This window comes from Nonomuraea monospora (genome assembly GCF_039531895.1).
In the GTDB taxonomy this organism is placed as follows: Bacteria; Actinomycetota; Actinomycetes; order Streptosporangiales; family Streptosporangiaceae; genus Nonomuraea; species Nonomuraea monospora.
The window spans coordinates 54,193-81,182 of sequence record NZ_BAAAQX010000043.1; the positions used below are offsets into that span (position 1 = coordinate 54,193).

The 26,990-nt window shown below is 71.9% G+C and carries 19 protein-coding genes; 12 read left to right on the forward strand and 7 right to left on the reverse strand.

The features are described 5' to 3' along the window. Positions 1-9: 9 nt before the first annotated feature. Genes ABD331_RS50305 through ABD331_RS50315 form a run of 3 tightly spaced genes read left to right on the forward strand, consistent with a single transcriptional unit; the run spans position 10 to position 6,004 of the window. Entirely contained in the window at positions 10-816 is an 807-nt protein-coding gene (locus ABD331_RS50305; protein WP_344492758.1) for a glycosyltransferase, read from the forward strand. Continuing rightward, positions 813-1,907 (forward strand): glycosyltransferase family 4 protein, encoded by a 1,095-nt coding sequence (locus ABD331_RS50310; RefSeq protein ID WP_344492762.1) that lies wholly within the window; start codon positions 813-815, stop codon positions 1,905-1,907. Before ABD331_RS50305 ends, ABD331_RS50310 begins: the two co-directional genes overlap by 4 nt. Beyond that, a complete protein-coding gene (locus ABD331_RS50315) occupies positions 1,904-6,004 on the forward strand; it encodes an alpha-(1->3)-arabinofuranosyltransferase domain-containing protein (protein ID WP_344492765.1) in 4,101 nt (1,366 codons plus the stop codon). Before ABD331_RS50310 ends, ABD331_RS50315 begins: the two co-directional genes overlap by 4 nt. Here ABD331_RS50315 and ABD331_RS50320 read toward each other — a convergent pair. Beyond that, a complete protein-coding gene (locus ABD331_RS50320; RefSeq protein WP_344492768.1) occupies positions 5,931-7,076 on the reverse strand; it encodes an acyltransferase family protein in 1,146 nt (381 codons plus the stop codon). The two genes, ABD331_RS50315 and ABD331_RS50320, sit on opposite strands and share 74 nt — an antisense overlap. 169 nt (positions 7,077-7,245) lie before the next feature. On the opposite strand from ABD331_RS50320, the gene pgfA reads away from it, so the two are divergent. Both pgfA and ABD331_RS50330 read left to right on the forward strand, forming a co-directional pair. Then, positions 7,246-8,169, forward strand: a complete 924-nt coding sequence (gene pgfA / locus ABD331_RS50325; protein ID WP_344492771.1) for a cell envelope lipid trafficking protein PgfA — start codon at positions 7,246-7,248, stop codon at positions 8,167-8,169. A 161-nt stretch (positions 8,170-8,330) separates the two neighbouring features. Next, entirely contained in the window at positions 8,331-9,437 is a 1,107-nt protein-coding gene (locus ABD331_RS50330; RefSeq protein WP_344492774.1) for an NAD(P)H-dependent flavin oxidoreductase, read from the forward strand. Positions 9,438-9,467: 30 nt separating this feature from the next. On the opposite strand, the gene ABD331_RS50335 is transcribed toward ABD331_RS50330, so the two are convergent. From ABD331_RS50335 to ABD331_RS50345, 3 genes are read right to left on the reverse strand one after another with little or no spacing between them, the layout of a single operon-like run. Next, positions 9,468-9,872, reverse strand: coding sequence for a type II toxin-antitoxin system VapC family toxin (locus ABD331_RS50335; protein ID WP_344492777.1), 405 nt, complete (start codon positions 9,870-9,872; stop codon positions 9,468-9,470). Next, entirely contained in the window at positions 9,865-10,143 is a 279-nt protein-coding gene (locus ABD331_RS50340) for a type II toxin-antitoxin system Phd/YefM family antitoxin (RefSeq protein WP_344492780.1), read from the reverse strand. The genes ABD331_RS50335 and ABD331_RS50340 overlap by 8 nt, the downstream gene beginning before the upstream one ends. A 46-nt stretch (positions 10,144-10,189) precedes the next feature. Then, positions 10,190-10,999, reverse strand: coding sequence for a crotonase/enoyl-CoA hydratase family protein (locus ABD331_RS50345; protein WP_344492783.1), 810 nt, complete (start codon positions 10,997-10,999; stop codon positions 10,190-10,192). Positions 11,000-11,113: 114 nt separating this feature from the next. On the opposite strand from ABD331_RS50345, the gene ABD331_RS50350 reads away from it, so the two are divergent. Genes ABD331_RS50350 through ABD331_RS50375 form a run of 6 tightly spaced genes read left to right on the forward strand, consistent with a single transcriptional unit; the run spans position 11,114 to position 18,191 of the window. Next, positions 11,114-12,658, forward strand: a complete 1,545-nt coding sequence (locus tag ABD331_RS50350) for an acyl-CoA synthetase (protein WP_344492786.1) — start codon at positions 11,114-11,116, stop codon at positions 12,656-12,658. Beyond that, the gene (locus tag ABD331_RS50355; protein ID WP_344492789.1) at positions 12,648-13,547 is read left to right on the forward strand and encodes a Zn-ribbon domain-containing OB-fold protein; all 900 of its coding nucleotides are present in this window, start codon (positions 12,648-12,650) and stop codon (positions 13,545-13,547) included. Before ABD331_RS50350 ends, ABD331_RS50355 begins: the two co-directional genes overlap by 11 nt. Then, positions 13,544-14,563, forward strand: a complete 1,020-nt coding sequence (locus ABD331_RS50360) for a thiolase domain-containing protein (RefSeq protein ID WP_344492792.1) — start codon at positions 13,544-13,546, stop codon at positions 14,561-14,563. Before ABD331_RS50355 ends, ABD331_RS50360 begins: the two co-directional genes overlap by 4 nt. Before the next feature lie 2 nt (positions 14,564-14,565). After that, the gene (locus tag ABD331_RS50365; RefSeq protein ID WP_185109891.1) at positions 14,566-15,714 is read left to right on the forward strand and encodes a thiolase domain-containing protein; all 1,149 of its coding nucleotides are present in this window, start codon (positions 14,566-14,568) and stop codon (positions 15,712-15,714) included. Beyond that, the gene (locus ABD331_RS50370; RefSeq protein WP_344492795.1) at positions 15,714-17,300 is read left to right on the forward strand and encodes an acyl-CoA synthetase; all 1,587 of its coding nucleotides are present in this window, start codon (positions 15,714-15,716) and stop codon (positions 17,298-17,300) included. The genes ABD331_RS50365 and ABD331_RS50370 overlap by 1 nt, the downstream gene beginning before the upstream one ends. A 30-nt stretch (positions 17,301-17,330) precedes the next feature. Then, the gene (locus ABD331_RS50375) at positions 17,331-18,191 is read left to right on the forward strand and encodes an alpha/beta hydrolase (protein WP_344492798.1); all 861 of its coding nucleotides are present in this window, start codon (positions 17,331-17,333) and stop codon (positions 18,189-18,191) included. Positions 18,192-18,352: 161 nt separating this feature from the next. On the opposite strand, the gene ABD331_RS50380 is transcribed toward ABD331_RS50375, so the two are convergent. Next, complete coding sequence (locus tag ABD331_RS50380) at positions 18,353-19,096, reverse strand: SDR family NAD(P)-dependent oxidoreductase (RefSeq protein WP_344492801.1); 744 nt, start codon at positions 19,094-19,096, stop codon at positions 18,353-18,355. Between the two features lie 85 nt (positions 19,097-19,181). On the opposite strand from ABD331_RS50380, the gene ABD331_RS50385 reads away from it, so the two are divergent. Next, on the forward strand, positions 19,182-19,790 hold the full coding sequence (locus tag ABD331_RS50385; protein WP_344492804.1) for a TetR/AcrR family transcriptional regulator: 609 nt from the start codon (positions 19,182-19,184) through the stop codon (positions 19,788-19,790). Between the two features lie 51 nt (positions 19,791-19,841). Here ABD331_RS50385 and ABD331_RS50390 read toward each other — a convergent pair whose 3' ends face one another. Both ABD331_RS50390 and ABD331_RS50395 read right to left on the reverse strand, forming a co-directional pair. After that, the gene (locus ABD331_RS50390; protein ID WP_344492807.1) at positions 19,842-26,252 is read right to left on the reverse strand and encodes a tetratricopeptide repeat protein; all 6,411 of its coding nucleotides are present in this window, start codon (positions 26,250-26,252) and stop codon (positions 19,842-19,844) included. 100 nt (positions 26,253-26,352) lie between these two features. Then, on the reverse strand, positions 26,353-26,979 hold the full coding sequence (locus ABD331_RS50395) for a LysE family translocator (RefSeq protein ID WP_344492810.1): 627 nt from the start codon (positions 26,977-26,979) through the stop codon (positions 26,353-26,355). Positions 26,980-26,990: the final 11 nt, after the last annotated feature.

Consider the following 26,990-nt stretch of genomic DNA (forward strand, 5'->3'; position numbering starts at 1 on the left):
GAGCCGAACATGCCACCCTCTCCGCAAGGGGACGAGAGGGCGAGCCGGCCACCACTGCTTGAGATCGTCGTTCCGGCCCACAACGAGGAACGCCGACTTCCCGGGGGGCTCCTGCAGCTGTGCGCGAAGCTTGCCCGAATGCCGTTCCCCACCTCAGTCATCGTCGTGGACAACAACAGCACCGACCGCACGGCCGAGATCGTGATGAACTGGCCGCGCGGCCCCGTGCCCGTCCGCCTCGTCCAGTGCGCGATCCCCGGCAAGGGGGCCGCCGTCCGTGCCGGGCTGCTCGGCACCAGCGCGCCCTTCGTCGGCTTCTGCGACGCCGACATGGCCACCGACCTCGACGCCATCGACGTGGCGCTCGGCCTGCTGCTGTCCGGTGAGCGCGTGGTGATCGGCTCCAGGGCGCACGGCGGCTCGCACGTCGAGAACCGGCACAGCAAGGTGCGCGAGCTGGGCGCGTTCGGCTTCCGCGCGCTGGCGGGCGCGCTCGTCCACGGCGTCAGCGACACCCAGTGCGGCTTCAAGTTCTTCGACGGCGTGCTGGCCCGCGAGACCGCCGCGCGGCTGCGCACCCCAGGCTTCGCCTTCGACGTCGAATTGCTCGCGCGCTGCGTCGAGCGCGGCTCGACGGTGCGGGAGATCCCCGTGCGCTGGCGCGACATGCCCGGCTCGCGGTTCTCCCCGGCCAGGCACACGTTCGGCATCGTGCTGGAGCTGGGCCGGATCTGGATGCGGCTGCACGCCCGGCCGCGGCCCGCCGCCGCGCATCCGGCCTGGGAGCCGCCGCTCGACCCCGTCGGATATCCGTGAGAATCGCTGTCGTCAACTGGCGTGACCCCTGGCACCCCCAGGCAGGCGGTGCCGAGACGTTCGCCTGGGAGGTGGCCCGCCGCTTCGCGCGGGCCGGTCACCAGGTGTGCTACGTCACGGCACGGGCGCCGGGGCAGAGCAGGCGCGACAGCGTGGACGGGGTCCGCTTCGTGCGGATGGGCGGGGTCTTCACCGTCTATCCGCTGGTCCTGGGCTGGCTGCTGCTGTACGGGGGCCGCTTCGAGGCGGTGCTCGACTGCCAGAACGGCATCCCGTTCTTCACCCCCTGGGTGGTGCGGCGGCGCACCCGCGTGTTGTGCGTGGTGCACCACGTGCACGACCGGCAGTTCGGCGTGCACCTGCCGGGCTGGCTGGCGGCGTTCGGCCGGTTCCTGGAGGGCCCCGTGTCGCGGTGGAGCTACCGGCGGCACGCGAGCGTGGCGGTCTCGCCGTCCACGGTGCGGGCCATGCGGGAGCGGCTCGCCTGGCGCGGCCCGGTGCACATCGTGCCGAACGGGGTCGGTGTCGCTCAGGACGGAGATTTCGCGAAGAGTCCCGTTCCGCGGCTCGTCTGTCTCGGGCGGCTCGTCGCGCACAAGCGGGTGCACCTGCTTCTCGACGCCGTTCCCGAGCTGCGCCGGCGCTGGCCCGGCCTGGTCGTGGACATCGTCGGCCGGGGGCCGGAGGAGGCGGCGTTGCGGGCCCGGCTGCCCGAGGGTGTGACCCTGCACGGGTACCTGCCGGAGGAGGACAAGGCGCGCCTCGTCGCGCGGGCGTGGCTGCACGTGAGCGCCTCGCAGGGCGAGGGGTGGGGGCTGAGCGTGCTGGAGGCCGCCGCCCTCGGCGTGCCGACGGTGGCCTTCGACGTGGACGGGCTGCGCGACGCCGTACGCCATGGGGAGACGGGCTGGCTGCTGCCCGAGGGCACGGAGCTGGCCAAGGGCCTTGCCGCGGCACTCGACGAGCTGGACCACACTTATACCGTGAAATGTCGGGAATGGGCCGGGCGGTTCTCCTGGGACCGCAGTGCCGAACGCCTCACCGCGCTCCTGCACGGCCGCGACCCCGGCCCCGGCTGGGAGGAGCGGTGACCCTCCTCCCGACGGACAAACTGGTGGCCGGGCGGCGCACGGGCGCGGGCCGGCCGGTGGGGGAGCCCGCCAGGCGCCGCCTGTGGCTGCTGCTGTGCTGCCTCGGCTTCGCCCTGCTCGCGTTCACCACCAAGCCGGGCCAGCTCATCTCCGACACCAAGATGGACCTGGCGCTCAACCCGATCGGCTGGCTGGAACGCGCCGCCCACCTGTGGGACCTGCAACACTTCGGCCAGCTCCAGAACCAGGTCGCGGGCTACGTCTTCCCGATGGGCCCGTTCTTCGCGCTCGGCGACCTGGCCGGCGTCGCGCCGTGGGTGACGCAGCGGCTCTGGCTGACGCTGCTGATGTGCGTGGCCTTCCTCGGCGTGGAGCGGCTGAGCCGGCAGCTCGGCATCGGCACGCCGGGCACCAGGATCGCCGGCGCGCTGGCGTACGCGCTGGCTCCGCGCACGCTGTCGATCCTCGGCGAGATCTCGATCGAGTGGCTGCCCGCCGCGATGCTGCCGTGGATCCTCATCCCGCTGCTCACCGCCTCGGAGACCGGCCAGCGCGCCCGCGGGGCCATCAGGTCGGCGCTGGCCGTGGCGCTGTGCGGCGGCGTCAACGCGGTCGCCGTGCTGGCCGTGCTCGTCGCCCCCGTCCTGTACATCGTGACCAGGCCGCACCCGGTGCCGCGCTGGCGGCTGCTGGCCTGGTGGTCGGGCGCCGTCGCGGTGGCCACCCTGTTCTGGTCGCTGCCGCTGCTGCTCGTCGGCCGGTACGCGTTCTCGTTCCTGCCGTACACCGAGACCGCCGACACCACCACCGCCGTCACCTCGCTCACCAACGTGCTGCGCGGCGCCTCCGACTGGGTGCGCTACCTGCCGCTCAGCGGCGTCTTCGAGCAGCCGCCCGGCTTCGCGATCGCCACTTCGGCCACCATGGTCGTCGTCACCGGCCTGATCGCCGCGCTCGGCCTGGCCGGGCTGTCGCGCCGCGACCTGCCCGCCAAGGGCTTCGTGGTGGCGATGTTCCTGGTCGGCGTGGTGGCGCTGGTCGCCGGGCACGCCGGAGCGCTGGAGCCGGTCGTGGCCGAGCCGGTGCGCTGGCTGCTGGACGGGCCGCTCGCGCCGCTGCGCAACCTGCGCAAGTTCGACCCCCTCGTCCGGCTCGCGCTCGCCTTCGGCCTGGCCCACCTGCTGGTCAGGGCCAGGATCCCGCTGCGCACCACCGCCGTCGCGGCCTTCGTCGCGCTCGTGCTGCCCGTCTTCAACCAGGGCCTGGCCGCGCCGGGCGACTTCCAGCAGATCCCGTCCCACTGGCGGGAGGCGGCCGACTGGCTCAACCGCAACGCCGGTGACGACGGCGTGCTGGTCGTGCCGGGCGCCAAGTTCGGCGAGTACGTCTGGGGCCGCCCGCTGGACGAGCCGCTGCAGGCCCTGTCCACCGCCCGCTGGACCACCAGGCAGATCACGCCCCCCGGCTCCGTCGGCCTGACCAGGCTGCTCGACGCCGTCGACCAGCGGCTCACCGCCGGCCACGGCTCGGCAGGGGTGACGGCCGTGCTGCGCCGGCTGGGCGTGCGCTACCTGCTCGTCAGGAACGACCTGAACAGGGCGAACCTCCAGGGCGCCTGGCCGTCCAGGATGTACGAGGCGCTGCGCGAGTCACCCGGTATCAGGAAGGTGCGCTCCTTCGGCGACGTGGTCGGCGACCGCGAGACCGACGACGCGGTCAACCAGGTGGACGCGCCGTTCCCCGCACTCGACCTGTACGAGGTGTCCGGCAGCTCCGACCTGGTCTCCGTGCAGCCCGCGGCCGACGCGCTGGCCGTGCGCGGCGGGCCGGACTCGCTGCTCGCGATGGGTGACCTCGGCCTGCTGGACGACGGCCCTGTCCTGGTCAACGGCGACGCGGGCACGCGCGAGACGCCCACCGTGGTCAGCGACGCGCTGCGGCTGCGCGAGCGCTCGTTCGGCGAGATCAGGTCGAACTGGTCGCCCACGCTGACGGCCGACAAGAAGGCGGACTTCGGCGGGGTCAGGGAGCTGGACCTGCTGGAGGACGGCTGGCTCGACGAGACCGCGGTCGCCGAGTACGACGGCATCGCCGGCATCAGCGCCTCCTCCTCGGTCGCCGACCCGTACGCGATCGCCGGGATCAGCAGCCCCGGCAGCGGCCCGTGGGCCGCCATGGACGGCAACGTCGAGACCGGCTGGCAGAACGACGGCTCCACGGCCCCGCGGGGCGAGTGGCTGCGCATCGACCTCGCCGGGCGGATGCGGCTGCCGTACCTGGACGTCATGTTCGCCCCCGACCTGCTGCTCGGCCAGTCGGTCAGGCGGATCGCGGTGGAGACCGAGGCGGGCAGCCTGGTCCAGGACGTCACCGGCAGCACCGACCCGCAGCGGCTGCGGGTGCCCGAAGGGCCCACGACCTGGGTGCGGCTCAAGGTGGTGGCGACCGCGTCCGCGGAGTGGAGCTACGGCCAGCGGATCGGCGTCATCGAGCTGTCCATCCCGGGCGTCACGGCGAGTCGCACCGTCAGGCTGCCCGGCCAGGGCGACGTCTACGTCATGGACCGGGGGCTCGACGAGCGGCCCGCGTGCATGCGCAACCCGTCCCGATGGGTGTGCAACGAGGTGACGCTGGCCAGGAAGGGCGAGGAGACCGGGTTCGACCGGACTTTCAGCGCCGCGTCCGAGGAGACCGCGAACGTGCGGGGAACCGCCGTGCTGAGGGATCCCGAGCTGGTCGACCGCTTCACCCGGGTCCGTGCGGACCTGACCACCGTGACCGGCTCCTCCCAGCTCAGCGACGACGCGGTGGTCTCACCCAGGTCGGCGTTCGACGCGGACCCGACCACCACCTGGATCCCGGAGTCCGGCGACACCGAGCCCACGCTCACCATTGCCTGGAAGGGCAAGCGGAAGGTCTCCCGCATCCAGATCGGCCGCCCGAGCAGCGACCAGCAGGCGCTGGACGTGATCGTGAGCGGCGACGGCGGCCAGGTGCGCGGCGGCCGGGTGGACCCGGAAGGGAACCTGACCTTCAAGGCGATGTCCACCTCCCGGCTCAAGCTCCGCTTCGCGCCCTTCTCCAAGCGGCTGCAGGTGACCGAGCTGGTGATCCCCGGCGTAGACCCGGTGGGGCGGCCCGCCGACATCCCGCTCAGGCTGGGCTGCGGGCTGGGGCCGCGGATCGAGGTGAACGGCCGGGCCATCCCGACCAAGGTCGCCGGAACCCACGCCGACCTGCTCGAACAGCGGCCCGTGCAGATCCTCGGCTGCTCCAAAGCCGAGCTGGCGGAGGGCGACAACCGGGTGCGGGTGGCCGGGTGGGACCCGTACACGATCGACTCGCTCGTGCTCGGCACGCTGCCGCGCCGGCCGGACGGCGTGGAGGGCTCGGCGGTGCGCGGCACCTGGACGACCTCGGCGCGCGAGGTCACGGTGAGCGCGCCGAAGGACTCCTTCCTCGTCGTCAACGAGAACTACAACGCCGGCTGGCGGGCCCAGGTCGGCGGCAAGACGCTCAAACCCGTACGGATCGACGGCTGGAAGCAGGGCTGGGAGCTGCCGGCGGGCACCCAGGGCACCGCCAGGCTCGCATACCTGCCCGACCGCCCCTACCGGCTGGCGCTGCTGCTCGGGCTGGCGGGCATCGCGCTGCTGGCGCTGGTCGCGCTGGCGCTGCGCGGGCCGAGGCCCGAGCACGTGCGCGAGACGGCCGCCGCCTCGGCCTCCCGGCTGTCCCGGCCGCGCGCGCCGGTCGTGGTCGTGCTCGCGCTGGCGTTCGGCGGCTGGGCGGCGAGCTGGCAGGGCATGGTCGCGGTGCTCGCCGCCGTGCTGGTGACCCTGCTGCTGCGGGCCCGCAAGCTGCCCGCGCACTGGGCGGCGGCCGGGGTCTTCGGCGCGGCCACGGCGTCGCTGGCGGCGGCCATGGTGCTGCGTGACCACGGCGTCGGCGTGGAGCTGCTCATGGACCAGATACCGCAGCTCGCCGCCGTGGCGGCCATGGGCGTGCTGTTCGGCCAGCTCGTCACGGAGCCGGCGCGGCCGGCTGCGGAGCCGGAGCCGGCCGCCGCGGAGCAGGTGCTGACCGGTGTCCACTGAGCTTGAGCGCGCTGACCTCGATCAGGTGGTAGCTGCCGATGCTCAGCAGCAGCGTCACGATGAACGACACCACCGCCACGCTGACGAAGTCGCCCTGGAACGGCTGCGCGCCCGTGAGCTTGAGCTGCAGCGTGATCACCGGCGCGTGCCAGAGGAAGAAGCTGTAGGAGATGCGGCCCAGGTAGGCGCTGACGGGGTTGCCGAGCACCCGGTTGCGCGCCGAGTCCGGGCGGGAGGCCAGCGCGAACGGGGCCACCACGAGCACCGCCACCGCCGCCTCCAGGGTGATCCGCCACAGCGACTGCGACAGGGTCGGCAGGGTGAGCGTGCGGGGGCCGGCGAGGCCGGTGCTGAGCAGCGCGTACAGCAGGCCCGCCAGGACCAGGAGCTGCGGCGCGAGCGAGTCGATCACGCGGCTGTGCCCGATCCACACCGACAGCACCGCCATGGCCATGCCGCAGGCGAAATAGATCAGATGGTACGGCAGCAGCAACGCGAGCTGCGGCAGCCCGTACAGCCGGGTGACGGCCACGGTGGCCACGCAGATCACCGGCAGCACCGAGATGCCGATCAGCAGCCGGACCGGCCGGTTGCCGCCGCGCGCGAAGCGGTGCAGCAGCCAGGCCATGATCGGCAGCAGCAGGTAGAACGACATCTCGATGGGCAGCGTCCACATCTGGTAGAGGCCGTCGGGCGTGGGGTCGGCGGGGAAGAAGTTCTGCGCGAGCAGCATCCACTTCAGCCAGCCGGTCCAGTCGAAGGAGCTCCACGCCCACAGGGCCAGGCCGGTCACCAGCCAGTAGACCGGCATGACGCGCATGATCCGGCGCCACAGGTAACGCGCCGGCCGCGGCCGTGCCGTATCCTCGATCACCGCGCGCGCCCACGGGCGGTACAGGAGCAGGCCCGACAGGAGGAAGAAGATCGGTACGGCGATGCCCAGGCGGCTCATCATCCAGGGGAGCATGCCCTCGCGGTACATCACACCCGTGTTGCTCCCGACGTGCAGCAGCCAGACGCCGAGTGCGGCGATCGCGCGGATGCCGTCGAGCGCGGCGTCCCTGCTCCTCATCGCTGCTCCCACTCATTGTCCGCCGATGCCGAAACCACGATAGAACTTGTTTCTATCGATTTGGTTGCGGTGGTAGGGCCGCCGGTGACGAACATCACCCCCTGTCATACTTTGTTCCTCGACGATCGTATGCAAACGACAACATGTTCTACAAAATGCGGAGGCCTCGATGGGTCGTATCTCCACGCTCGTCCTCATCGGGTTCGGGGCTTTCTTCATCACGCTGGCGCCCCTGCTGAAATTCTGGGCGGCCGAGCAGATCATCTCGGCGCCGGCCAACCAGTTCGGCATCTCGCGGCTGGAGGCCAAGAGCGCCCAGTACTTCTCCATGCAGGACCTCAAGGTGCTGACCGGTGACCTCGACATCATCGTCACCACGCGCGGGGACGTGAAGGAGGCCAAGGACGACCACGTGGTCTGGGACGAGGCCACGGTCGTCAACGACGTGACCAACAGCCGGCCGCAGATCGACATCTCCGAGCGCCGCAGCGCCTTCAACAAGTACACCGGCGTGGCGGTGAATTGCTGCGCCGTGAACATCGAGAAGGCGCCGGTGACGCTGGAGGGGCAGATCTACAAGTTCCCCTTCGACGTGGAGAAGAAGACCTACAAGGTGTTCAACGCCACGGCGCAGAAGGCGTACGACGCGACCTTCGTCCGCGAGGACAACGTCAACGGGTTGCCCGTCTACGTCTTCGAGCAGAGCGTCCCGCCGACCAAGACCGAGACCCGCACCGCCCCTGCCAACGTGCTCGGCATCACGGGCGAGACCGGGGACGTGCAGGTGGACCGCTGGTACGACGGCAAGACGACGTACTGGATCGAGCCGGTCACTGGCTCGCCGGTCCGCCAGGAGGTGCAGCGGCACGAGGTGCTCAAGACGCAGGACGGCGTGGAGCGCACGGCGGCCTTCATCGCCACCGCGAAGATGACCGACGCGACCGTGAACGACCTGGTGGACAACGCGCAGTCCGGCAAGAACACCATCAACCTGCTGCGCAACGTCATCCCGCTGGTGCTGCTGATCGTGGGCCTGGTGCTCGTGGTGGCCGGGGTGGTGGTCGGCCGCCGCCGCAGGGAGTCGATCGAGTAAAGAGCGACGCAATTCAGGGCCCGTGAAAACGGGCCCTTTTTTATTGACCAGGAATCTTAACTAGAACTAGTTATAGTCCAAGGTTACTCACCGGTACCAGACGAAAGGTTCTAGTCTAGAACGCGTTGCAGTTCGCTGTGTCGCGGACGTATTGTCGGGCCATGCGGACACGCGTCACGGACATGTTCGGAATCGAGCTCCCGATCTTCGCGTTCAGTCACTGCAGGGACGTGGTCGCCGCCGTGAGCCGGGCCGGCGGCATGGGGGTGCTCGGAGCGCTCTACTTCACGCCTGAAGAGCTCGAGACCGAGCTCAAGTGGATCGACGACCACGTGGACGGCAAGCCGTACGGGGTGGACGTCGTCATGCCGGCCTCCTACGAGGGCGCCGACTTCGCCGCCGGGGAACTGGTCGGCCGCCTGCAGTCCATGATCCCGGAAGGCCACCGCGCCTTCGTCGAGAACCTCCTGGCCAAACACGGCGTCCCGCAACTGTCGGGCGACGCCGAAGCCGGTCGCGTCCTGCTCGGCTGGACGGACGCCACCGCCCGGCCCCAGGTCGAGGTCGCCCTGCGCCACCCCATCGCGCTGCTCGCCAACGCCCTCGGGCCGCCGCCCGCCGACGTCGTCGACCTCGCGCACTCCCACGGCGTCAAGGTCGCCGCCCTCGCCTCCACCCCGCGCCACGCGCTCAAACAGGTCGAGGTGGGCGTGGACGTCGTCGTCGCCCAGGGCACGGAAGCGGGCGGGCACACCGGCGAGATCTCCACCATGGTGCTCATCCCGCAGGTCGTGGACGCGGTGGACGCGCCCGTCCTCGCGGCCGGCGGCATCGGCAACGGCCGCCAGATGGCCGCCGGGATGGCGCTGGGGGCCGAAGGCGTGTGGACCGGCTCGCTGTGGCTCACCGTCGAGGAGGCCGACACGCCGGAGATGGCCAAGCGCCGCATCCTGGAGGCCACCTCCCGCGACACCGTCCGCTCCCGGAGCTGGACGGGCAAGCCCGCCCGGCTGCTCCGCAACGAGTGGACCGAGGCGTGGGAGTCGGAGGAGTCGCCGGGGACGCTGCCGATGCCGCTGCAGTTCATGCTGGTGTCGGACGCGCTGCGGCGGATCGGGCGCTCGGACGCCTCCGAGCTGGCCACGTTCCCCGCCGGGCAGATCATCGGGGTGATGAACTCCGTGCGGTCGGCCAAGGACGTGGTGTTCGGGCTGGTGGAGGAGTACGGGGAGGCGCTGGAACGGCTGGAGCGCCTCACGGACGACTAGGCGCTGGAACGCCTCACGGGCGACTGACGGTTAGACGGGCACGACTGTGATCAGGCTCTCCAGGCCCACGAAGTCGTCGGTGTTGCGGGTGTACAGCGGCAGGCCCCGGCTGGAGGCGACAGCGGCGATCATGAGATCCATGCGCCTCGGCCGGGGGTCGCGCTTGGCCGCTCTGGTGAGTGCGACGAGGGAGCCGTAGCGGGCCGCCGCGTCGGCGTCGAAGGGCAGGGGTTCGAAGTCGGCCACGGCGGCCCCGAGCCTCTCCACGCGGGCGGCCCGGGTCGCCTCGTCCTTCGCCATGGCCACGCCTTGATGCAACTCGGCGAGGGTGATCGCCGTGAGTTCCGGCTGAGCGGGGAGGGCCTCCGCGGGGATCTCGCCGAGATCGATGTACACGCACGTGTCGATGACCCCGCTGGCGTGACGTTCAGCCATGACGGCGCTCCCACGGATCGTCGTCCACGCGATCCTCGGTGCCGAAGTGCTCATCGGCCTCGCGGCGCATCTCGGCGTAGTCGATCCGGGGCAGCAGGCGATGCTTGGCGACCAGCTCTTCTGCGCTCAAGCGGCGTCTGCGTGGTAGCGGCCGCAACTCTGCGATCTCGACGCCGTTGCGGGTGATGTGGAAGGTCTCACCCGCCTCGACCTGATCCATGACAGCGGCGGAGTTGTTTCGGAACTCCCTTTGGGTGATTACCTTCATCATGAAACCAATCGTAGCCCTGCGTAGCTCGGTGTGCTACGTGTTCAGACTAATGCCCCTCGTACGCGGCCGGCCGCTTCTCGCGGAAGGCCCGCGTGCCCTCCTTGGCGTCCTCCGACCCGATGACCGGCCACCCCAGCTCGTCCGACACCTTCAACGCCTCCACCTCCGGCATCCCCAGCGTGTCCCGGTACGTCCGCAAGATGGCCTGCACCGCCAGCGGCCCCGAGGAGGCCACGTCCTCGGCCACCTCGCGTGCCACCGCGAGCGCCTGCCCGTCCGGCACCACCCGGTTGACCAGCCCCATCGACAGCGCCTCTGCGGCGGTGATGGGGCGGCCGGTGAGCAGGAGGTCCATGGCGTGGCAGTACGGGATCTGCCGGGGCAGCCGGACGGCGCTGCCGCCCATCGGGAACAGCGCCCGCTTGGCCTCGAACAGCCCGAGGGTGGCCGACTCGGCGACGACCCGCAGGTCCGTGCCCACCAGCAGCTCGGTGCCGCCGGCCACCGCGTAGCCTTCCACTGCGCAGATGATCGGTTTCGTCGGGAGGTCCTCGCGCAGCAGGCCCTTCCAGTGGAAGTTGGGGATCCGGGCCGCGCGGGCCTGCACGTCGGGGTCGGTGGACGGCTGGCCCATGGCCTTGAGGTCGGCGCCGGCGCAGAAGGTGCCCTCGGCGCCCGTCAGGATGGCGACCCGCACACCGGGCTCGCCCGACGCGTACGCCCACGCCGAGGCCAGGCCGATCAGCATGTCGGAGGAGAGCGCGTTGCGGGCCTCCGGCCGGTTCATGGTGACGATCAGGACGTGGCCGTCGCGTTCGATCCGGCAGTGCGGGGTGCTGATCGGCAGGACTTCCACGGACGCCTCCAGAGTGACTAGATCAAGCGCTTGCTACGAAGTATGGGCCGGGATACGCTCCCAAAAAAAGAGAACAGGTTCCTATTTTTCTCGCTCCCGCGCTGAGGAGATCAGATGGGCACGCTCGGCTTCTGGAGGCTCGCGCAGGCGGATCCCGAGTGGATCGCGGCCGTGGACCCCGACGGCACCCGGCACCGCGCGGGCGACCTGCTGGCCCGCTCGAACCGGCTCGTGCACGGGCTGCGCGAGCTAGGTCTCCAGCCCGGAGACGGTGTCTGCGGGCTGGTGCCGAACGGCGCCGACGGGCTCGTCCTCTACCTGGCCGCGCTGCAGGCCGGCTGGTACTACACGCCGATCAACTGGCACCTGACCGGGCCGGAGATCGCCTACATCGTCTCCGACAGCGAGGCGAAGGCGTTCTTCGTGCACCCCCGCTTCGCCCAGGAGGGCGCCAGGGGCGCGGACGCCATCGCGCCCGAGCGCCGCTTCATGCTGGGGGAGGGTGACGGCTTCAGATCGGTGACCGAGCTGACCGACGGGCAGCCCGGCACCGCGCCCGCCGACCGCACCGCCGGCGCGACCATGCACTACACCTCGGGCACCACCGGCAAGCCCAAGGGCGTCAGGCGACCGCTCAGCGGCCTGGACCCGGACGACGCCGCCGAGCTCATGACGTTCCTGCTCACCCTGTTCGGCATCACGCCCGGCCGCCCGAACGCCCACCTGGTCACCTCGCCCAGCTACCACACGGCCGTGACCCAGTTCGGCGGCACGGCCCTGCACATGGGGCACACCCTCGTCTACATGGACAAGTGGGACGCCGAGGAGATGCTCGCGCTCTGCGAGCGCCACGGCGTCACGAACTCGCACCTGGTGCCGACCCACTTCAAGCGCCTGCTCGCGCTCCCCGAACAGACCCGGAAAAAGTACGACCTGTCGTCGCTGCGGTGGATGATCCATGCCGCCGCCCCCTGTCCCGTCCCCGTCAAATGGGCGATGCTCGACTGGTGGGGCGACTGCGTGTACGAGTACTACGCGGCCACCGAGGGCGGCGGCACCCTGGCCACGCCCGAGGACTGGAAGGCCCATCCCGGCACCGTCGGCAAGGCCTGGCCGATCAGCGAGCTGCTCATCACCGACGACCAGGGCGAGCCCGTGCCGACCGGCACCCCCGGCACCATCTACATGAAGATGATGGGCGTCCAGTTCGAGTACAAGGGTGACCCCGCCAAGACCGCCGCGAACCGCCTCAAGGACCACTTCACCGTCGGCGACATCGGATACCTGGACGAGGACGGCTTCCTCTACCTCTGCGACCGCAAGGCCGACATGATCATCTCGGGTGGGACGAACATCTACCCCGCCGAGATCGAGAACGAGCTCATGATCCACCCGAAGGTCGCCGACGTGGCCGTGTTCGGCATCCCGGACGAGGAATGGGGCGAGCAGATCAAGGCCGTGGTCGAGCCCGCGCCCGGCGCCGAGCCTGGCCCGGAGCTGGCCGCCGAGCTGCTGGCCTCGCTGGACGGCCGGCTGGCCAGGATGAAGTGGCCCAAGAGCATCGACTTCATCGCCGAGATGCCCCGCGAGCCGAACGGAAAACTGCTCAAACGCAAGCTTCGCGCCCCGTACTGGGAGGGACACGACCGTGCCATCTGATCCGCTGGTCGCTCAGCATGTCCTGGAGTTCCCCGGCGGCTACACGCGTACGACCGGGCCGGTCATCGGCCGGTTCCTCAGCGAGTTGCGCGCCCGCCGCATCGTCGGGGTGCGGACGGCGGAGGGGCGGGTGCTCGTCCCCCCTCTGGAGTACGACCCCGCGACGGGCGAGCCAGTGACCGGCGAGTACGTCGAGGTCGGCCCCGCCGGCACGGTCACCACCTCGGCCTGGGTGGACGAGCCGCTCGACGGCCACCCCCTCGACCGCCCCTTCGCCTGGGCGCTGATCCGGCTCGACGGCGCAGGCACCGACCTCCTGCACGCCGTCGAAGCGGAGAACCCCAAGGCGCTCGCCCCGGGCACCCGGGTCTGGCCGGTCTGGCGCGACAGCCCCACCGGCCACATCACCGACATCTCACACTTCGCCCCCGAGGTCACGAAGATCGTGTCCGGCGTGCGCGCCGAATACCGCCTCCAGGCGGGGGGCGCGCTGCGCGTCTTCCTGGAGGGCGTCGAGCGCGGAGTCCTGCTCGGCAGCCGCTGCGAGCAGTGCGAGAAGGTGTACGTGCCGCTCCGGCTGGCCTGCCCCGAATGCGGAAACAACCTCCCCGACACGCTCGAACTCCCCGACACCGGCACGATCACCACCTTCGCCATCAACAACCTGCCCGACCCCCGGGCCCCCGAGGTGCCCTTCGTGTCGGCGTACATCCTGCTCGACGGGGCCGACATCCCCATGATCGCCCTCATCGGCGACGTGCCCGCGCACGAGGTGCGCCAGGGCATGCGGGTCAGGGCGGTCTGGGTGCCCGAGAGCGAGCGCACGGCGTCCATGGCGAACATCCGCTGGTTCGCCCCCACCGGCGAGCCTGATGTGGAGCTGGCATGAGAGACGTGGCCATCGTCGCGTTCGCGCAGACGCGGCACACCGGCACCGACACCGGGCTGAGCGAGCACGAGCTGATCCACCCCGTGATCAGCGAGGTCAAGGAGCGCACCGGGCTCAAGCGGTTCGGCTTCACCTGCTCGGGAAGCTGCGACTACCTGGCGGGCGCGCCGTTCTCGTTCGTCTCGGCGCTCGACGCGCTGGCCGCCTGGCCGCCGATCTCCGAGAGCCACGTCGAGATGGACGGCGCCTGGGCCCTGTACGAGGCGTGGGTGCGGCTCCAGCACGGCGACGTCGACTCCGCCCTGGTCTACGGGTTCGGCAAGTCGTCGCTCGGCGATTTGCGGACGATCATGACGTTGCAGCTCGACCCGTACTACCTGGCCCCGCTCGGCCTCGACCAGCTCTCCTACGCCGCGCTCCAAGCCGCCGCCGTGGGCGCCGACCGGCAGGAGCTCGACGAGATCGTCCGGCGCAGCAGGGCCGACGGCCGGGGCAACCCGTACGCGTTCGACCTGCCCGAACCCGAAGGGGACGACTTCGCCGTACAGCCGCTCAAGAAGACGGACGTGCCGCCCATCACGGACGGCGCCGCCGCGATCGTGCTCGCCGCCGGCGACCTGGCCACCGAGCTGAGCCCGCGCCCCGCCTACATCAGGGGCATCGCGCACCGCACCGAGCCGCACTACCTGGGCCTGCGCGACCTGGCCAGGTCGGCGTCCGCCGCCGACGCGGCCCGCGCCGCCGGGGTCGGCAAGGGGCCCGTCGAGGTGGCCGAGCTGCACGCCCAGTTCCCGCACGAGGAGGTCATCCTGCGCGAGGCGCTCGAACTGGGCGGCGGCACCGTGATCAACCCGTCGGGCGGCCCGCTCGCCGCCAACCCCGTCATGGCCACCGGCCTCATCCGCATCGGCGAGGCCGCCCGCCGCATCCACGACGGGACGGCGGGCCGCACGGTCGCGCACGCCGCGAGCGGCCCCTGCCTGCAGCAGAACCTCGTGACCGTCCTGGAGGCATGACCATGGGTAACCGGTGTGCGGTCATCGGCGTCGGCCAGACGCACTACACGACCAAGCGCAGGGACGTCTCGATCGCCGGCCTGGTGCGCGAGGCGGCGCTGCGCGCGCTGGAGGACGCCGGGCTGACGTTCAAGGACATCGACGCCGTGGTCATCGGCAAGGCGCCCGACCTGTTCGAGGGCGTGATGATGCCGGAGGCGTACCTCGCGGACGCGCTCGGCGCGGCCGGCAAGCCGATGATGCGCGTGCACACGGCGGGCAGCGTCGGCGGCTCCACGGCCCTGGTCGGCGCCTCGCTCATCCAGGGCGGCGTGCACGAGCGGGTGCTGGTGGTCGCCTTCGAGAAGCAGTCGGAGTCCAACGCCACCTGGGCGCTGTCCACCCACCTGCCGTTCAGCGCGTCGCTGGTGGTGGGCGCGGGCGGCTACTTCGCGCCGCACATCCGCGAGTACATGCGCAGGTCCGGCGCCCCCGGCCACATCGGCACGCTGGTGGCCGTCAAGGACCGGCTGAACGCGCTGAAGAACCCGTACGCGCACCTCAAGATCCCCGGCATCGACCAGAAGATGGTCGAGTCCACGCCCATGCTCTGGGAGCCCATCCGCTACCTGGAGACCTGCCCGTCCAGCGACGGCGCCTGCGCGATCGTCCTGTCGTCGGAGTCGGCCGCCACCGGCACCCCCGCCTGGGTGCACGGCACCGCCATGCGCTCCGAGCCGATCTTCCGCGCAGGGCGCGACACGGTCAGCCCCCAGGCGGGCAAGGACTGCGCCGCCGACGTCTACCGGCAGGCCGGCATCGCCGACCCGCGACGGCAGATCGACGTGGCCGAGGTGTACGTGCCGTTCTCCTGGTACGAGCCCATGTGGCTGGAGAACCTGGGGTTCGCGGCGGAAGGTGAGGGCTGGAAGCTCACCGAGTCGGGCGCCACCGCGCTCGACGGCGACACCCCGTGGAACGCCTCAGGCGGGGTGCTGTCGAGCAACCCGATCGGGGCGTCGGGGCTGATCAGGTTCGCCGAGGCCGCGCTTCAGGTGCGCGGCATGGCGGGCGAGCACCAGGTGGACGGCGCTCGTACGGCGCTCGGCCACGCGTACGGCGGGGGAGCCCAGTTCTTCGCGATGTGGATCGTCGGACGGGAGAGACCCTGATGGAGTTCAACCACGCTGACCTGTTCGAAGGCCTCGCGGACACGATCGGGGAGCGCACGGCCGTCGTCTGCGGCCAGGAGCGCCGCACCTACGCCGAGCTGGAAGCCGAGGCGAACCGGCTCGCCCACTACCTCCTGGACCTCGGCATCCAGCCCGGCCAGCACGTCGGCCTGCACCTCTACAACGGCATCGAGTACGTCGCCGGCATGCTCGCCGTGCTCAAGATCCGGGCCGTACCGATCAACGTCAACTACCGCTACGTCGAGGCCGAGCTGCTCTACCTCTACCGCGACTCCGACATCAGGGCGCTGATCTACGACGTCGAGTTCGAGCCCAGGGTGAGCGCCGTGCTGGAGCAGGCGCCGCTGCTCCAGCACCTCATCGTCGCGGGCGGGCCGCCGTCCATCGAGTCGGCGGTGCCGTACGGGACGGCCATCGAGCGCGGCAAGCCGGAACGGGGCTTCGAGCCGCGCTCCGGCCAGGACGTCTACATCATCTACACCGGCGGCACCACCGGCATGCCCAAGGGCGCCATGTGGCACGTCGAGGACCTGTTCATGGGCTTCGGCGGCGGCAACCCGTACGGCGAGCCGCGCACCAGCCCGCAGGAGGTCATCGACGAGGCCGTCAAGGCCAACCCCACCGTGATGCTGGCCGCCTCGCCGCTCATGCACGGGGCCGCCCAGATGGCCATGTTCCTCACCTGGTGGATGGGCTCGACCATCGTGTTCGTGCGCAAGTTCGATGCCGACGCGGTGTGGCGGGCGGCGGAGGCCGAACGCGCGATCACCATCAGCATCACCGGCGACGCCATGGCCAGGCCGATGGCCGAAGCCCTGGAGCGCGGCTCGTACGACGTCTCCTCGCTGTTCGTGATCAGCTCCACCGGCGCGATCCTGAGCGGAGCCGTCCGCGACCGCCTTCAGGAGCTGCTGCCCAACATCATGATCCTCGACAGCTTCGGCTCCACCGAGTCCGGCTACACCGCCTCAGGCGTGGCCGGCTCCTCACCCGAGAAGGGCCTGCGCTACCAGCCGAACTCCGTCGTCAAGCTGGCCGTGCTCGACGAGAAGGGCCGGCCCGTGGAGCCCGGATCCGGCCAGCTCGGCACCGTCGCCAGGTCGGGGCGGGTGGCGTTCGGCTACTACAACGACCCCGACAAGACCAGCCGCACCTTCGTCACCGACGAGGACGGCACCCGCTGGCTGCTCACGGGCGACCTCGCCACCGTCGACCCCGACGGCACCGTGAACATCTTCGGCCGCGGCTCCCAGTGCATCAACACCGGCGGGGAGAAGGTGTTCCCCGAGGAGATCGAGGCGGTGCTCAAGGGGCATCCGGCGGTGTTCGACGCGGTGGTGACCGGGGTGCCCGACGAGCGGTGGGGCAACAAGGTCGCGGCTGTCATCGAGGCCCGCCCCGGGGTCGAGGTCACCGCCGCCGACCTGGACGCGCACTGCAGGCAGCTCCTGTCCGGGTACAAGGTGCCGCGCACGTACGCGTTCGTCACCGAGATGGTGCGCTCACCGGCCGGAAAGGCCGACTACCGGTGGGCCCGCGAGACGGCGGCCCAAGCGGACGCCTGACCTCGCCGCCCCGGGGGTAGGGGCGGCCGGATGTTCGAAGACTTCGAGAGCGACCTGATCAGCGTGGGCGAGACGGAGCTGTTCGTCCGGTACGGCGGCTCCGGCAGCCCACTGCTGCTCCTGCACGGCCACCCCCGCACCCACGCGACCTGGCACCGCGTCGCCCCCCTCCTCGCCCCGCACCACACGGTGATCTGTCCGGACCTGCGCGGGTACGGGCGCTCCGGCAAACCGCGCACCACCCCCGACCACGAGCCCTACTCCAAGCGCGCCATGGCCCGCGACATGGTGGCCCTCATGCGGACGCTCGGGCACGAACGCTTCGCCGTCGCGGGACACGATCGCGGCTCGTACGTCGCCCACCGCCTCGCCGCCGACCACCCCGGCGCCGTCACCCGCCTGGTGGTGATGGACGGCATCCCCATCGGCGAGGCGCTCGCCCGCGCCGACGCCCGGTTCGCCGCCGCCTGGTGGCACTGGTTCTTCCTCGGGCAGACCGCCAAGCCCGCCGAGCGGGTGATCAACGCCGACCCGGACGGCTGGTACCGGGGGACGGCCGGGGAGATGGGGGAGGAGGCGTACGAGGACTACCGGCGGGCCATCCACGACCCGGCGACCGTGCACGCCATGTGCGAGGACTACCGGGCGGGGCTGACGGTGGACCGGGCCGCCGACGACGCCGATCGGCGGGCGGGGCGGCGGCTGGGCTGTCCCGTGTTGTTCCTCTGGTCGGCCAAGGACGACATGGAGGAGCTGTATGAGGACCCGCTGGAGATCTGGCGGGGGTGGGCCGATGAGGTGACCGGGCAGGTGATCGACAGCGGGCACCACATGGCCGAGGAGGCGCCGGAGGAGCTGGCGGCTGCCTTGCTGGCCTTCCTCCGCCCTTAGCGGCGGGCCTGCGCGGCCTTCCTCCGTCTTGGCGGCGGGACTGTGCGGCCTTCCTCCGTCTTGGCGGCGGCCCTGGCGGGCCTTCCTGCGTCTTTGGCGTGGGCCTGCCCTGCCCTCCTCGGGCCCTCAGCGGCGGCCCGCCGGCCTTCTCGGCGCCTCTTTCAGAGGTGCATCTCGCCTCCGTCGACGACCAGGTCGGCGCCCAGGAAGAAGCTGCCCTGGTCGGAGGCGAGGAAGGCCACCACGTTGGCGACCTCCTCCGGGCGTCCGATCCGGCCGAGCGGGACCGCCGCGGCGAAGTCCGACTTGCTGACGGGCGTGTCGCCCCCCTCGACCACGCCGTCGAGCCCGGGGGTGTCGATGGTGCCCGGGGAGATCGCGTTGACCCGGATCCCCCGGTCCTTGAGCTCGTTGGCCCAGGTCCGGGCGAAGGAACGGACCGCCGCCTTGGACGCCGCGTACGCGCCGAACGCCGCGACGCCGTCGCCGGCCCGCACCGAGCTGTTCAGGATCACCGACGCGCCGTCGTTGAGCAGCGGCAGCGCCTTCTGCACCGTGAACAGGGTGCCACGGACGTTGACGCCGAAGGTCTCGTCGAAGTGCTCCGGGGTGGTCTGCTCCAGCGTCGCGAACGACGCGTACGCGGCGTTGGCGAACAGCACGTCCAGGCCCCTGCCCCGGGCCTGGACCGCGGCGTAGAGCCGGTCCAGGTCGGCCGGGTCGGCGATGTCGCCCCGCACGGCCGTCGCCGAGCCGATGCGCTGCACCGCCGCGTCCAGGACCTCCTTGCGGCGGCCGGTGATGAAGACGTGCGCGCCCTCGGCCGCCAGCCGGACGGCGGTCGCCAGGCCGATCCCCGTTCCGCCGCCGGTGACGACGGCGGTCTTACCTTCGAACTGTCCCATGCTTCTCACCTCGTCATACTTCTGTACCGATCGGTACCGTATCACTTCGGAACCGATCGGTACAAAAGGGGATATGATCGACCACATGACCACCCGGAGCAAGGCGCCGATCGGCCGGCCGCGCGGCTTCGACGCCGACAAGGCGCTCGACGCGGCCATGCGCGTCTTCTGGGAGCAGGGCTACGAGGGCGCCAGCCTCACCGACCTGACCAACGCCATGGGCATCAGCCGGACCAGCATGTACGCCGCCTTCGGCAGCAAGGACGACCTGTTCCACAAGGCCCTGCAGCGCTACACCGACGGCCCCGCCGCCTACGTCCCCCGGGCCGTGGAGGAGCCGACGGCGGCGCAGGTGGCCTCGGCCTTCCTCCACGGCTCCGTCCGGGCCACCACCGATCCGGAGTGTCCTGCCGGGTGCTTCGGCGTCCAGGGCTCCCTGGCGGCGGGCGAGGCGGGGCTCGGCGCTCGCGACACGTTGACGGCCTGGCGCAACCACGGCGTCTCACTCCTGCGGGAACGGCTCCAGCGGGCCGTTGACGAGGGCGACCTGCCTGAACAGGCCGATCCCGAGGTGCTCGCCCGCTACCTCATGGCCGTCGCCAACGGCATCGCCGTCCAGGCCGCCGGGGGCGCGACTGGCGACGAGCTCCACCTGGTGGCCGACATGGCCCTACGGCAGTGGCCGCCCATCTGACGGAACCGGCCGTCAGCTCAGGCGGCGCTTCCCTCCGGCCCCTGCCTTGAGTCAGCTCAGGCGGCGCAGCTCGGCCTCCACCGCCTTCGCGTCGTGCGTCCGGCCCGCCTTCTCCAGCAGCTTCAGCCGTCCGGCCAGCACGTCACGCAACAGGTCCGGCTCCGCCACCGGCAGCTCACGCAGCAGATCGGCGGAGACGCGCAGGGCGGCGTCGGCCGCGTCGTCCCTGCCCAGCTCCTGCTGGCAGAAGCCGAGCCTGGCGTGCGCCACCGCCCTGGTCAGCTCGTCCCGCGTCACCTGCGTGCTGCGGTGGAAGACCAGCCCGGCCTCCAGCGCCCGGCCCGCCTCCATCAGCGCGTCACCCAGCATGAGCATCGCCCGCGACAGCAGCCCGGCCTGCATCGGGTTCCCCGGTGAGAACCGCTCCAGCGCCGCCACCGCCTCCCGCAACGGCAGGATCGCCTCCGCCGCCAGGTCCCGCATCCGCAGCGCAGAAGCCAGCGTGAGGCAGGCTCCGGCGCGGCTGGTGTGCAGGGCCTGCGCGTTCATGCCCGTCGTCAGCAGCTCGTCGTAGATCGCGATCGCCTCACGTGCCCGCGTCTCCGCCTCCGCGCCGCCGTCCAGACGCAGCAGCGGCATCAGCTCCGAGCTCTGCGCCAGCGAGTCGGCCAGGATCGCCCGGTGCGTCAGGTCGTCCGGGGAGCGTCTGGCCAGCGGGATCAGGCCCTCCACCAGCGTGTTCGCGGCGGCCAGCTCGCCCAGCATCATGTGGCACCTGGCCAGGCGCTGAGTGGCCAGGGCGTGCTTCACGGTGCCCGGCTCGTGGCCGGTCGTGGCGGTACGTGCGTACTCGGCGGCCTCCTGCGGGCGTCCGGCGGCCAGGAGGTCGTCGGCGATCAGGGCGGCGGTCTCGGCGGCGGCCAGCGGCTCGTGCAGGTCCGTGAACAGGCGCAGGGCTTCCACGAGGTGCGCCATCGCCTCCTGGTCGCGGCCGAACGTGCGCAGCACCCGGCCTTTGACCTGGATCGCCTGCGCCCGCACCCGCCTCGGGTCGCTGCCGCCCGGCATCCCATGTCCTGCTTCTCCGGGGCGGTTGGGCTCGTGCCCCGCCTCTCCGGGACGGCGCAGCTCGTGTCCCGCTACACCAGCGTGGTCCGGCTCGTGTTCCGTCTCCCCTGCGCGGTCCAGTTCGGCCAGTGACCAGGCCATCGCCTCCAGGGCGGCCTGGGGGCGGTCGAGTGCGGCCAGGGTGGAGCCGAGCTGGGCGTAGGTGACGGCGGCGAGGGCCGGGTCGTCCAGCTCGTCGCAGAGGTCGGCGGCTCGCTCGCAGTGCGCCAGCGCCTCCACGGCCCGGCCACGGTCGAGCAGCTCGGCCGCGTAGCGGTGGAGGGTGTCGGCGAGCATCCGAGCCGGCCGCTCATCGGTAACGTGCGGGCCGTGGTCGCCGCGCTCACCGGCCACGTGCTGCGTCAGCAGGTCGATGGCCTGCTCATACACCGCCAGCCCCGCCGCATCGGCCCGGTCATCAGGCAGGGCGGCAAGCGTCGCGAGGGCCGAGGCGAGCGCCTCCCGAAAGGCGGGCGCCACACACGCGAGCCCCCGATAGACCCGCACAGCCAACTCCGCGACCGCGACGGCACTCGCACCGTCACCCACCCCCGCCGCCCCAGCACCGAGCCGCACCAGACACCGCCCGTACCGGCCGTAAGTCTCCACCGCCCCGCTGCTCAGCGGCACCTCCCGCTCCAACGCCTCCGTGAACGCCGTGAGCGGCCCCACCAGCCCATCCACCACCACCCCAGGCTGCCCCGCGAACCGAGCCAGCTCCTCCACGACGTCGTCCAGCACCGGCGCCCCAGGCACCGGCCGCAACCCGAGGACCTGCGCATACAGGGCTACCCCCGCCCCCGGCCCCTCCTCCGCCACCCGAATCCCGGCCAGCCGAACCAACGCCAGCAGATGCACGCCGACCAGATCGTGCGGAACGGTCCCGATCCGTCCCATGGCCGCCGTTCCCTCGGCCAGCCGGTCGCGGGCGGTGTCCCTCTCGTGCAGCTCCGCCAGACACAGCCCGGCCAGCTCCAGACAGGTGGCGGCCAGCAGCCGCTCCTCGACGCTGGAGGGAGACGGGACGAGTTCGAGCGCACGAGTGACCGATCGCAGCGCACTGTCAGGGCTCTGCCTGGCGAAGCGGATCCCGCCCTGCAACCGGAGCGCCCCGGCCAGGGCCAGCGGGTCCTCAGCACGTTCGGACACGAGCCGTTCGTACAGCCCCACCACCCGATCCGCGGCGGCCTCCGCGTCGGACGGGCAGGCGGCGCGCGACAGGGCGAGGGTCTCCAGGACCATGAGCCGCGCCAGCTCCGTACGGAACTCGGCGCTCGCCGCGGCGTGCGGTTCGTACGACTCGATGGCCGTGAGCAGGTGCGGAATGGCCTCCTTGTACCGTCCGAGGCCCACGAGCGAACGCCCGAGCGCCGCGGCCACCATGCCGACGGCGATCGCGTGCGGCCGGTCGGCCCCGGCGTGCCGTTGCAGCAGCTCGGCGGCCTGCATCGCCAGCGCGAACCCGTCCCCTGGCCGGCCCGCGTCCGCCCAGGCCTGGGCGAGCGTGGCTTGCGCGGACAGGTACGCATGAATCTGCTCGATCCCCGGCGTATCGTCGCCCTCGACGGCCTCCCTGCACTCGGCTAGCCGCCGCTCCGCCCGCTCCACGGCCTCCTCAGGGCGGGACCTGGACGGCAACCACGGCTGCGCGCCCTCCTCAGGCCGGGACCTAAACGGTAACCAGGGCTGCGCGGCCTCCTCCGACCGGGACCTGGACGGCAGCCACGGCTCCGCCGCCGGAGGGTCGGGCTGCCGGGCCGACTCCAGCCGTCCGCGTGCCTCGTCGAGGTGGGCGAGGTAGGAGTCGTCGTCGAGGCTCAGCACGTCGTACAGCTCGGCGGCGATCTCGAGGTGCGCCAGCCCGTCGGCGGTCCTGCCCAGCTCGTCCAGGCAGAGACCGAGCAGCCGCCTGCCCCTGGCGTGGGTGGCCGTGCGCCGTTCGGCCGCCACGGTCATCGCCTCCTGCAGCGGGGCGAGCGCCTCGTCGGGACGGTCGTCCATCAGCAGCAGCTCGCCGAGGTCGAGAAGCCGGCCGGTGAGGGCGGGGCGGTGCTCGTCCGGTTCCAGCGTGACGAGGGCGCGCAGGTTCCGTACGGCTTCAGCGGCCGAACGCACGGCGGCGTCCAGATCCTCCAGCCGGGCGTGCAACCTGGACAGCGCCGCCGCGGCCGACGCCAGCATGGCCCGCAGGCCCGGCTCCTCGGCGGCCAGTGCCCGCAGTCGCGCGACTGCCTCGGCGGCCGGGGCGCGCGCCTCTGCCGGTCTGTCGTTCGCCTCCAGCCAGGTGGCGGTGCGGTGGAGGTGGTGGGCCACGTTTCTGCTGGTGGCGGCGGTGTTCTTGACGGCTGTGGTGGCGGCTGCGGCCAGGCAGGCGGCCAGGTCGGGCAGCGCGTCATCAACGGCGGTCTCCTCGAACGAGGTCAGCGGGCCAGGCGACTGAAACGCCGCCGTCCGCTGCTCAGCCCCAGGCCCAGCCCCAGCCCCAGGCCCAGGCCCAGGCTCAGCCCCAGCTCTGGCTCCGGGCCCGGTTTCAGCCGCAGCCTTGCCTCCAGTTCCGCCCTCGCCCTCACCGCCGGTCCTGGTCGTGGCTGTGGTCGCGGTCGGCGGCGTGCGCGCTCCGAAGACCCCCGCCACCACCTCACCAGCACGCCGAGCCATGACCGACTCGGGCAGCACAGCCAGAATCCCTCTCACGTGAGACGCGAACTCGCCACTCCCACCCGCCGCCTCGAACGCCTCCACCGCCTCACCCAGCCGCCCGAGCTCCAGCAACGCACAGGCGACGTTGTAGTGCGCCCTGCGCGCCGGCTCCGCGAAACGGGGATCCTCCTCGGCCAGAATCCGGTACCGCGCCGCCGCCTCCTGCGCGGGCTTGAACGCCCCGCCCGCTTCCCCACCGAGCAGCAGACACGCCCCCAGCCCGAACAGCGCCTCCGCCCGTCCGGCAGCCTCCTCGTACGGGGGAGCGCCCGCATACGTCTCCACGGCCTCGGCCGCCGCGACGACCGCCTCCCCGACCTTGCCCACGGCCGCCAGCGCACTCGACAGCCAGGTCAACGCCCCGGCCAGCGCGAGCCGCCCCCCGCTGCCCCGCCGATGACGTATGGCCAGCTCGGCCAGCGTCACATTGAGCGCCCGGCACCCCAGCCCGGCCTGCGGCGCCCGCGCCGCGATCGGCAGCGCAGCCACGATCTCGGCGAGCTGCCTGTCGCCCGCGAACAGCAGGAGCGCCGCATTCAGCGCATCGCCGAGCCCGGTGGCGGGGTTCGCCACAGCCTCCCCGGCCAGCTTGCCCAGGCGGCTGGCGATCAACGACCACAGCGCCGCCCTGACCGGCTTCCTGGCCGCCGACAGCCGCAGAACGTCGAGCAGGCGTACGAGGTGATGGACCGTGCGGCCTTCATGGTCGTGCACGGCGAGCACGAGCGCGTCCAGGTCCTCGGTCTCGGCCAGGAGCTGCTCGGCCACCAGGTCATGCCCGAGCGGCGCGGGCCGTCCGCCACGGAGCTGGTCGGGAGGGGTCGGGAAGAGGTGCGTCAGCCAGCGGGCCACGGTGAGCGTGCCGTCCCGGACGTCGGCGTCAGGAGGGGACACGTCACTCGCCTGGCCGGGAACCCGGGAACGAAGCCCCGGGACGGCTGTCAGAAGGCCGGGAAGCTCGGCGGGCGTCGGCGTGGTGAGCGTGAGAACCGCCACCGCCTGCTGCGCCGTCGCCTCGCTGAGGTGCTCCTCGTCGTCCGGCCAGACCCGTCCCCACTGACACCGCTCACGCGCCAGGAACCGCCCGATCAGCCCGCCGCCACCCGCGCCCCCCGGCTCCCCGTCGCCATCGCACAGCCGCAGCAGCGCGGCCAGGTGGACATGGAGCGGAAGGCCGTACTCCGGATCGTCGAGCTTCGGTGGCGTGGGCAGCGCGGCCCGGCTCGGCGCGAACGCCTTCATGGCCGCCCGCGCGTGCTCGTTCCGCTCGGTCAGCGTCAGTGGACGGGCGTTGAGCTGCACGGTGGTGGTGTTGAGCCGTCTGAGCCAGCCGCCCGCCGCCGTGTCCAGCCGCCGCCACCACTCGGCCTCGCCCGGCTCCCGCGCCACCAGCAGCAACCGCACCCGCGCGTTGTGCCCGTGCTTGGCCAGCCGCCGCACCAGCTCGCCCACCACCGGCGAGGACGCCTCCGGCCGGTCCACCACCACCAGAGTGGGCCGCACCGCGTCGAGCGTCACGACCTCACCGGCCGCCCCGCCCACGGCCCGCCCACCCGACGCCTGCTGCTCCGCACGTCCGCCCGACACCTGCGCCGCGACCCGCTCCCCGGACAGCAGCCGCGTCACCACCTCCAAGGGCAGGAACCCCGCATCCCACCCCGCCTCCGTCAACTCCACGCACAGCTCGCCCGCCAGCCGCGTCTTCCCCGTCCCCCCGCGCCCGCTCAGCACCGCGATCGACAGCGGCCCGGGCTCGGCGGCCCAGGCACGCAGCTCATCCAGCTCCTCGCCCCGCCCCAGGAACGGCACCACCGCGTGCCGCGCCATCAACAGCACCCAGTCAGGGCAGTCGGGCGGCAGCGGCTCGCGAGCCGGTACGAGCAGCGCGGGCAGAGCCACCGAACGGTCGCACTCGGACACGGTCTCCACCGGCCCCGGCGGCACCCCTGCCAGCTCGCGGAAACGGGCATCGCGCAGCAGCGCGGTCACGGGCACGGCGTCCAGGCGGCGCTCCGCGTACCCACCGGAACGGGGGAGGGCCACGCCGACGAGCTGGCCGGCGGGCTCGGCGAGCAGCGCGGCACCCGACATACCGAGCCAGAGGGGGTCGGGCGCGACGTCGAGCCCGGAGGAGGGCGAAGGTGACGGCGAGGGCGAAGATGACGGCGAGGGCGAAGGTGACGCCGAGGTGGGCGTCGCGTCGAGGTCGGGCGAGAGGACGCTCACCACCATCGCCTTGGACACCGCACCGGTCGGCGGGCTGACCAGCCCGGACAGCGTCTGCGCGGCCCGCAGCCCGCCCCGCTCCCCAGCCTGCGCGAAACCTCGGGCCACGCACCGCAGCCGATACGAGCCGCCCCCCGCCACCCTGGCCCAGCGCTGGTGGGAGATCCCGGGCAGCTCGCCCCAGGCCGCCTCGGACACGCGGAGCAGCACCACGTCCGCGCCGCCGCGCCCCCGCCACACCGGCTCGGCCGTGAGCCAGCGTCCGGACCACGATGGCCGCACCTGGCAGGGCGCCACCACCTGCCCGGAGGTCAGCACCAGGTCGGCACCGATCGCGTATCCGGAGCCGGTCGTGCCGACGAGGTCGTCATGACCGGAAAAGACCTCTACGACTCGTTCGAGCCCGAGGCGGTGTGGTGGCGTGTCCATAGGTCCGCTACCTGTCAGCTACGTACGGAAGAGGAAGCTCCCGATCAGCGCCTGATCTCCCTCTCACTATCGCATCAAGGCGGGGAAATTTCCTGGCTTGTCAGGCCTTCTCGGTCGTGAGCCAGGCGGCCAGTCCCAGGTACACGAGTCCGCTGCCGACGTCCAGCCGCCGTCGTGCGCGGGCCGAGCTCCGGATGCGGCCGGCGAGGGCGGAGGCGAGCATCGCGTACGTGCCGTCCGACGCCATCCCGAGCAGCAGCCACACGAGGCCGAACACCAGGATCTGCAGCCAGACCGGCCCCGCCGAGGGGACGACGAACTGCGGCAGGAAGGCCAGGAAGAAGATCGCGGTCTTGGGGTTGAGCACGTTCACCACGAACCCCTCCCAGAACAGCCGCCGCCGCGACTGCACCTTCAGCTCGATGGTCTCCTCGCCGCCGCCCTTCTGCATGAGCTTGCGGACGCCGAGCCAGAGCAGGTACGCCACGCCCACGTACTTGACGATCGTGAACGCCGTGGCCGAGGCGGCCAGCAGCGCGCTGATGCCCAGCGCGGCGGCGGCGATGTGCACGATCGAGCCGGTGTGGATGCCGAGCACGGAGATCAGGCCGGCGGTGCGGCCTTGGGAGACGCTTCTGGTGACGATGTAGAGGACGGCGGGCCCGGGGACGAGCAGCAGCCCGAGGGTGGCCACGCAGAAGATGGCGAGTGTTGAGATGTCCGGCATGGGGCCATGCT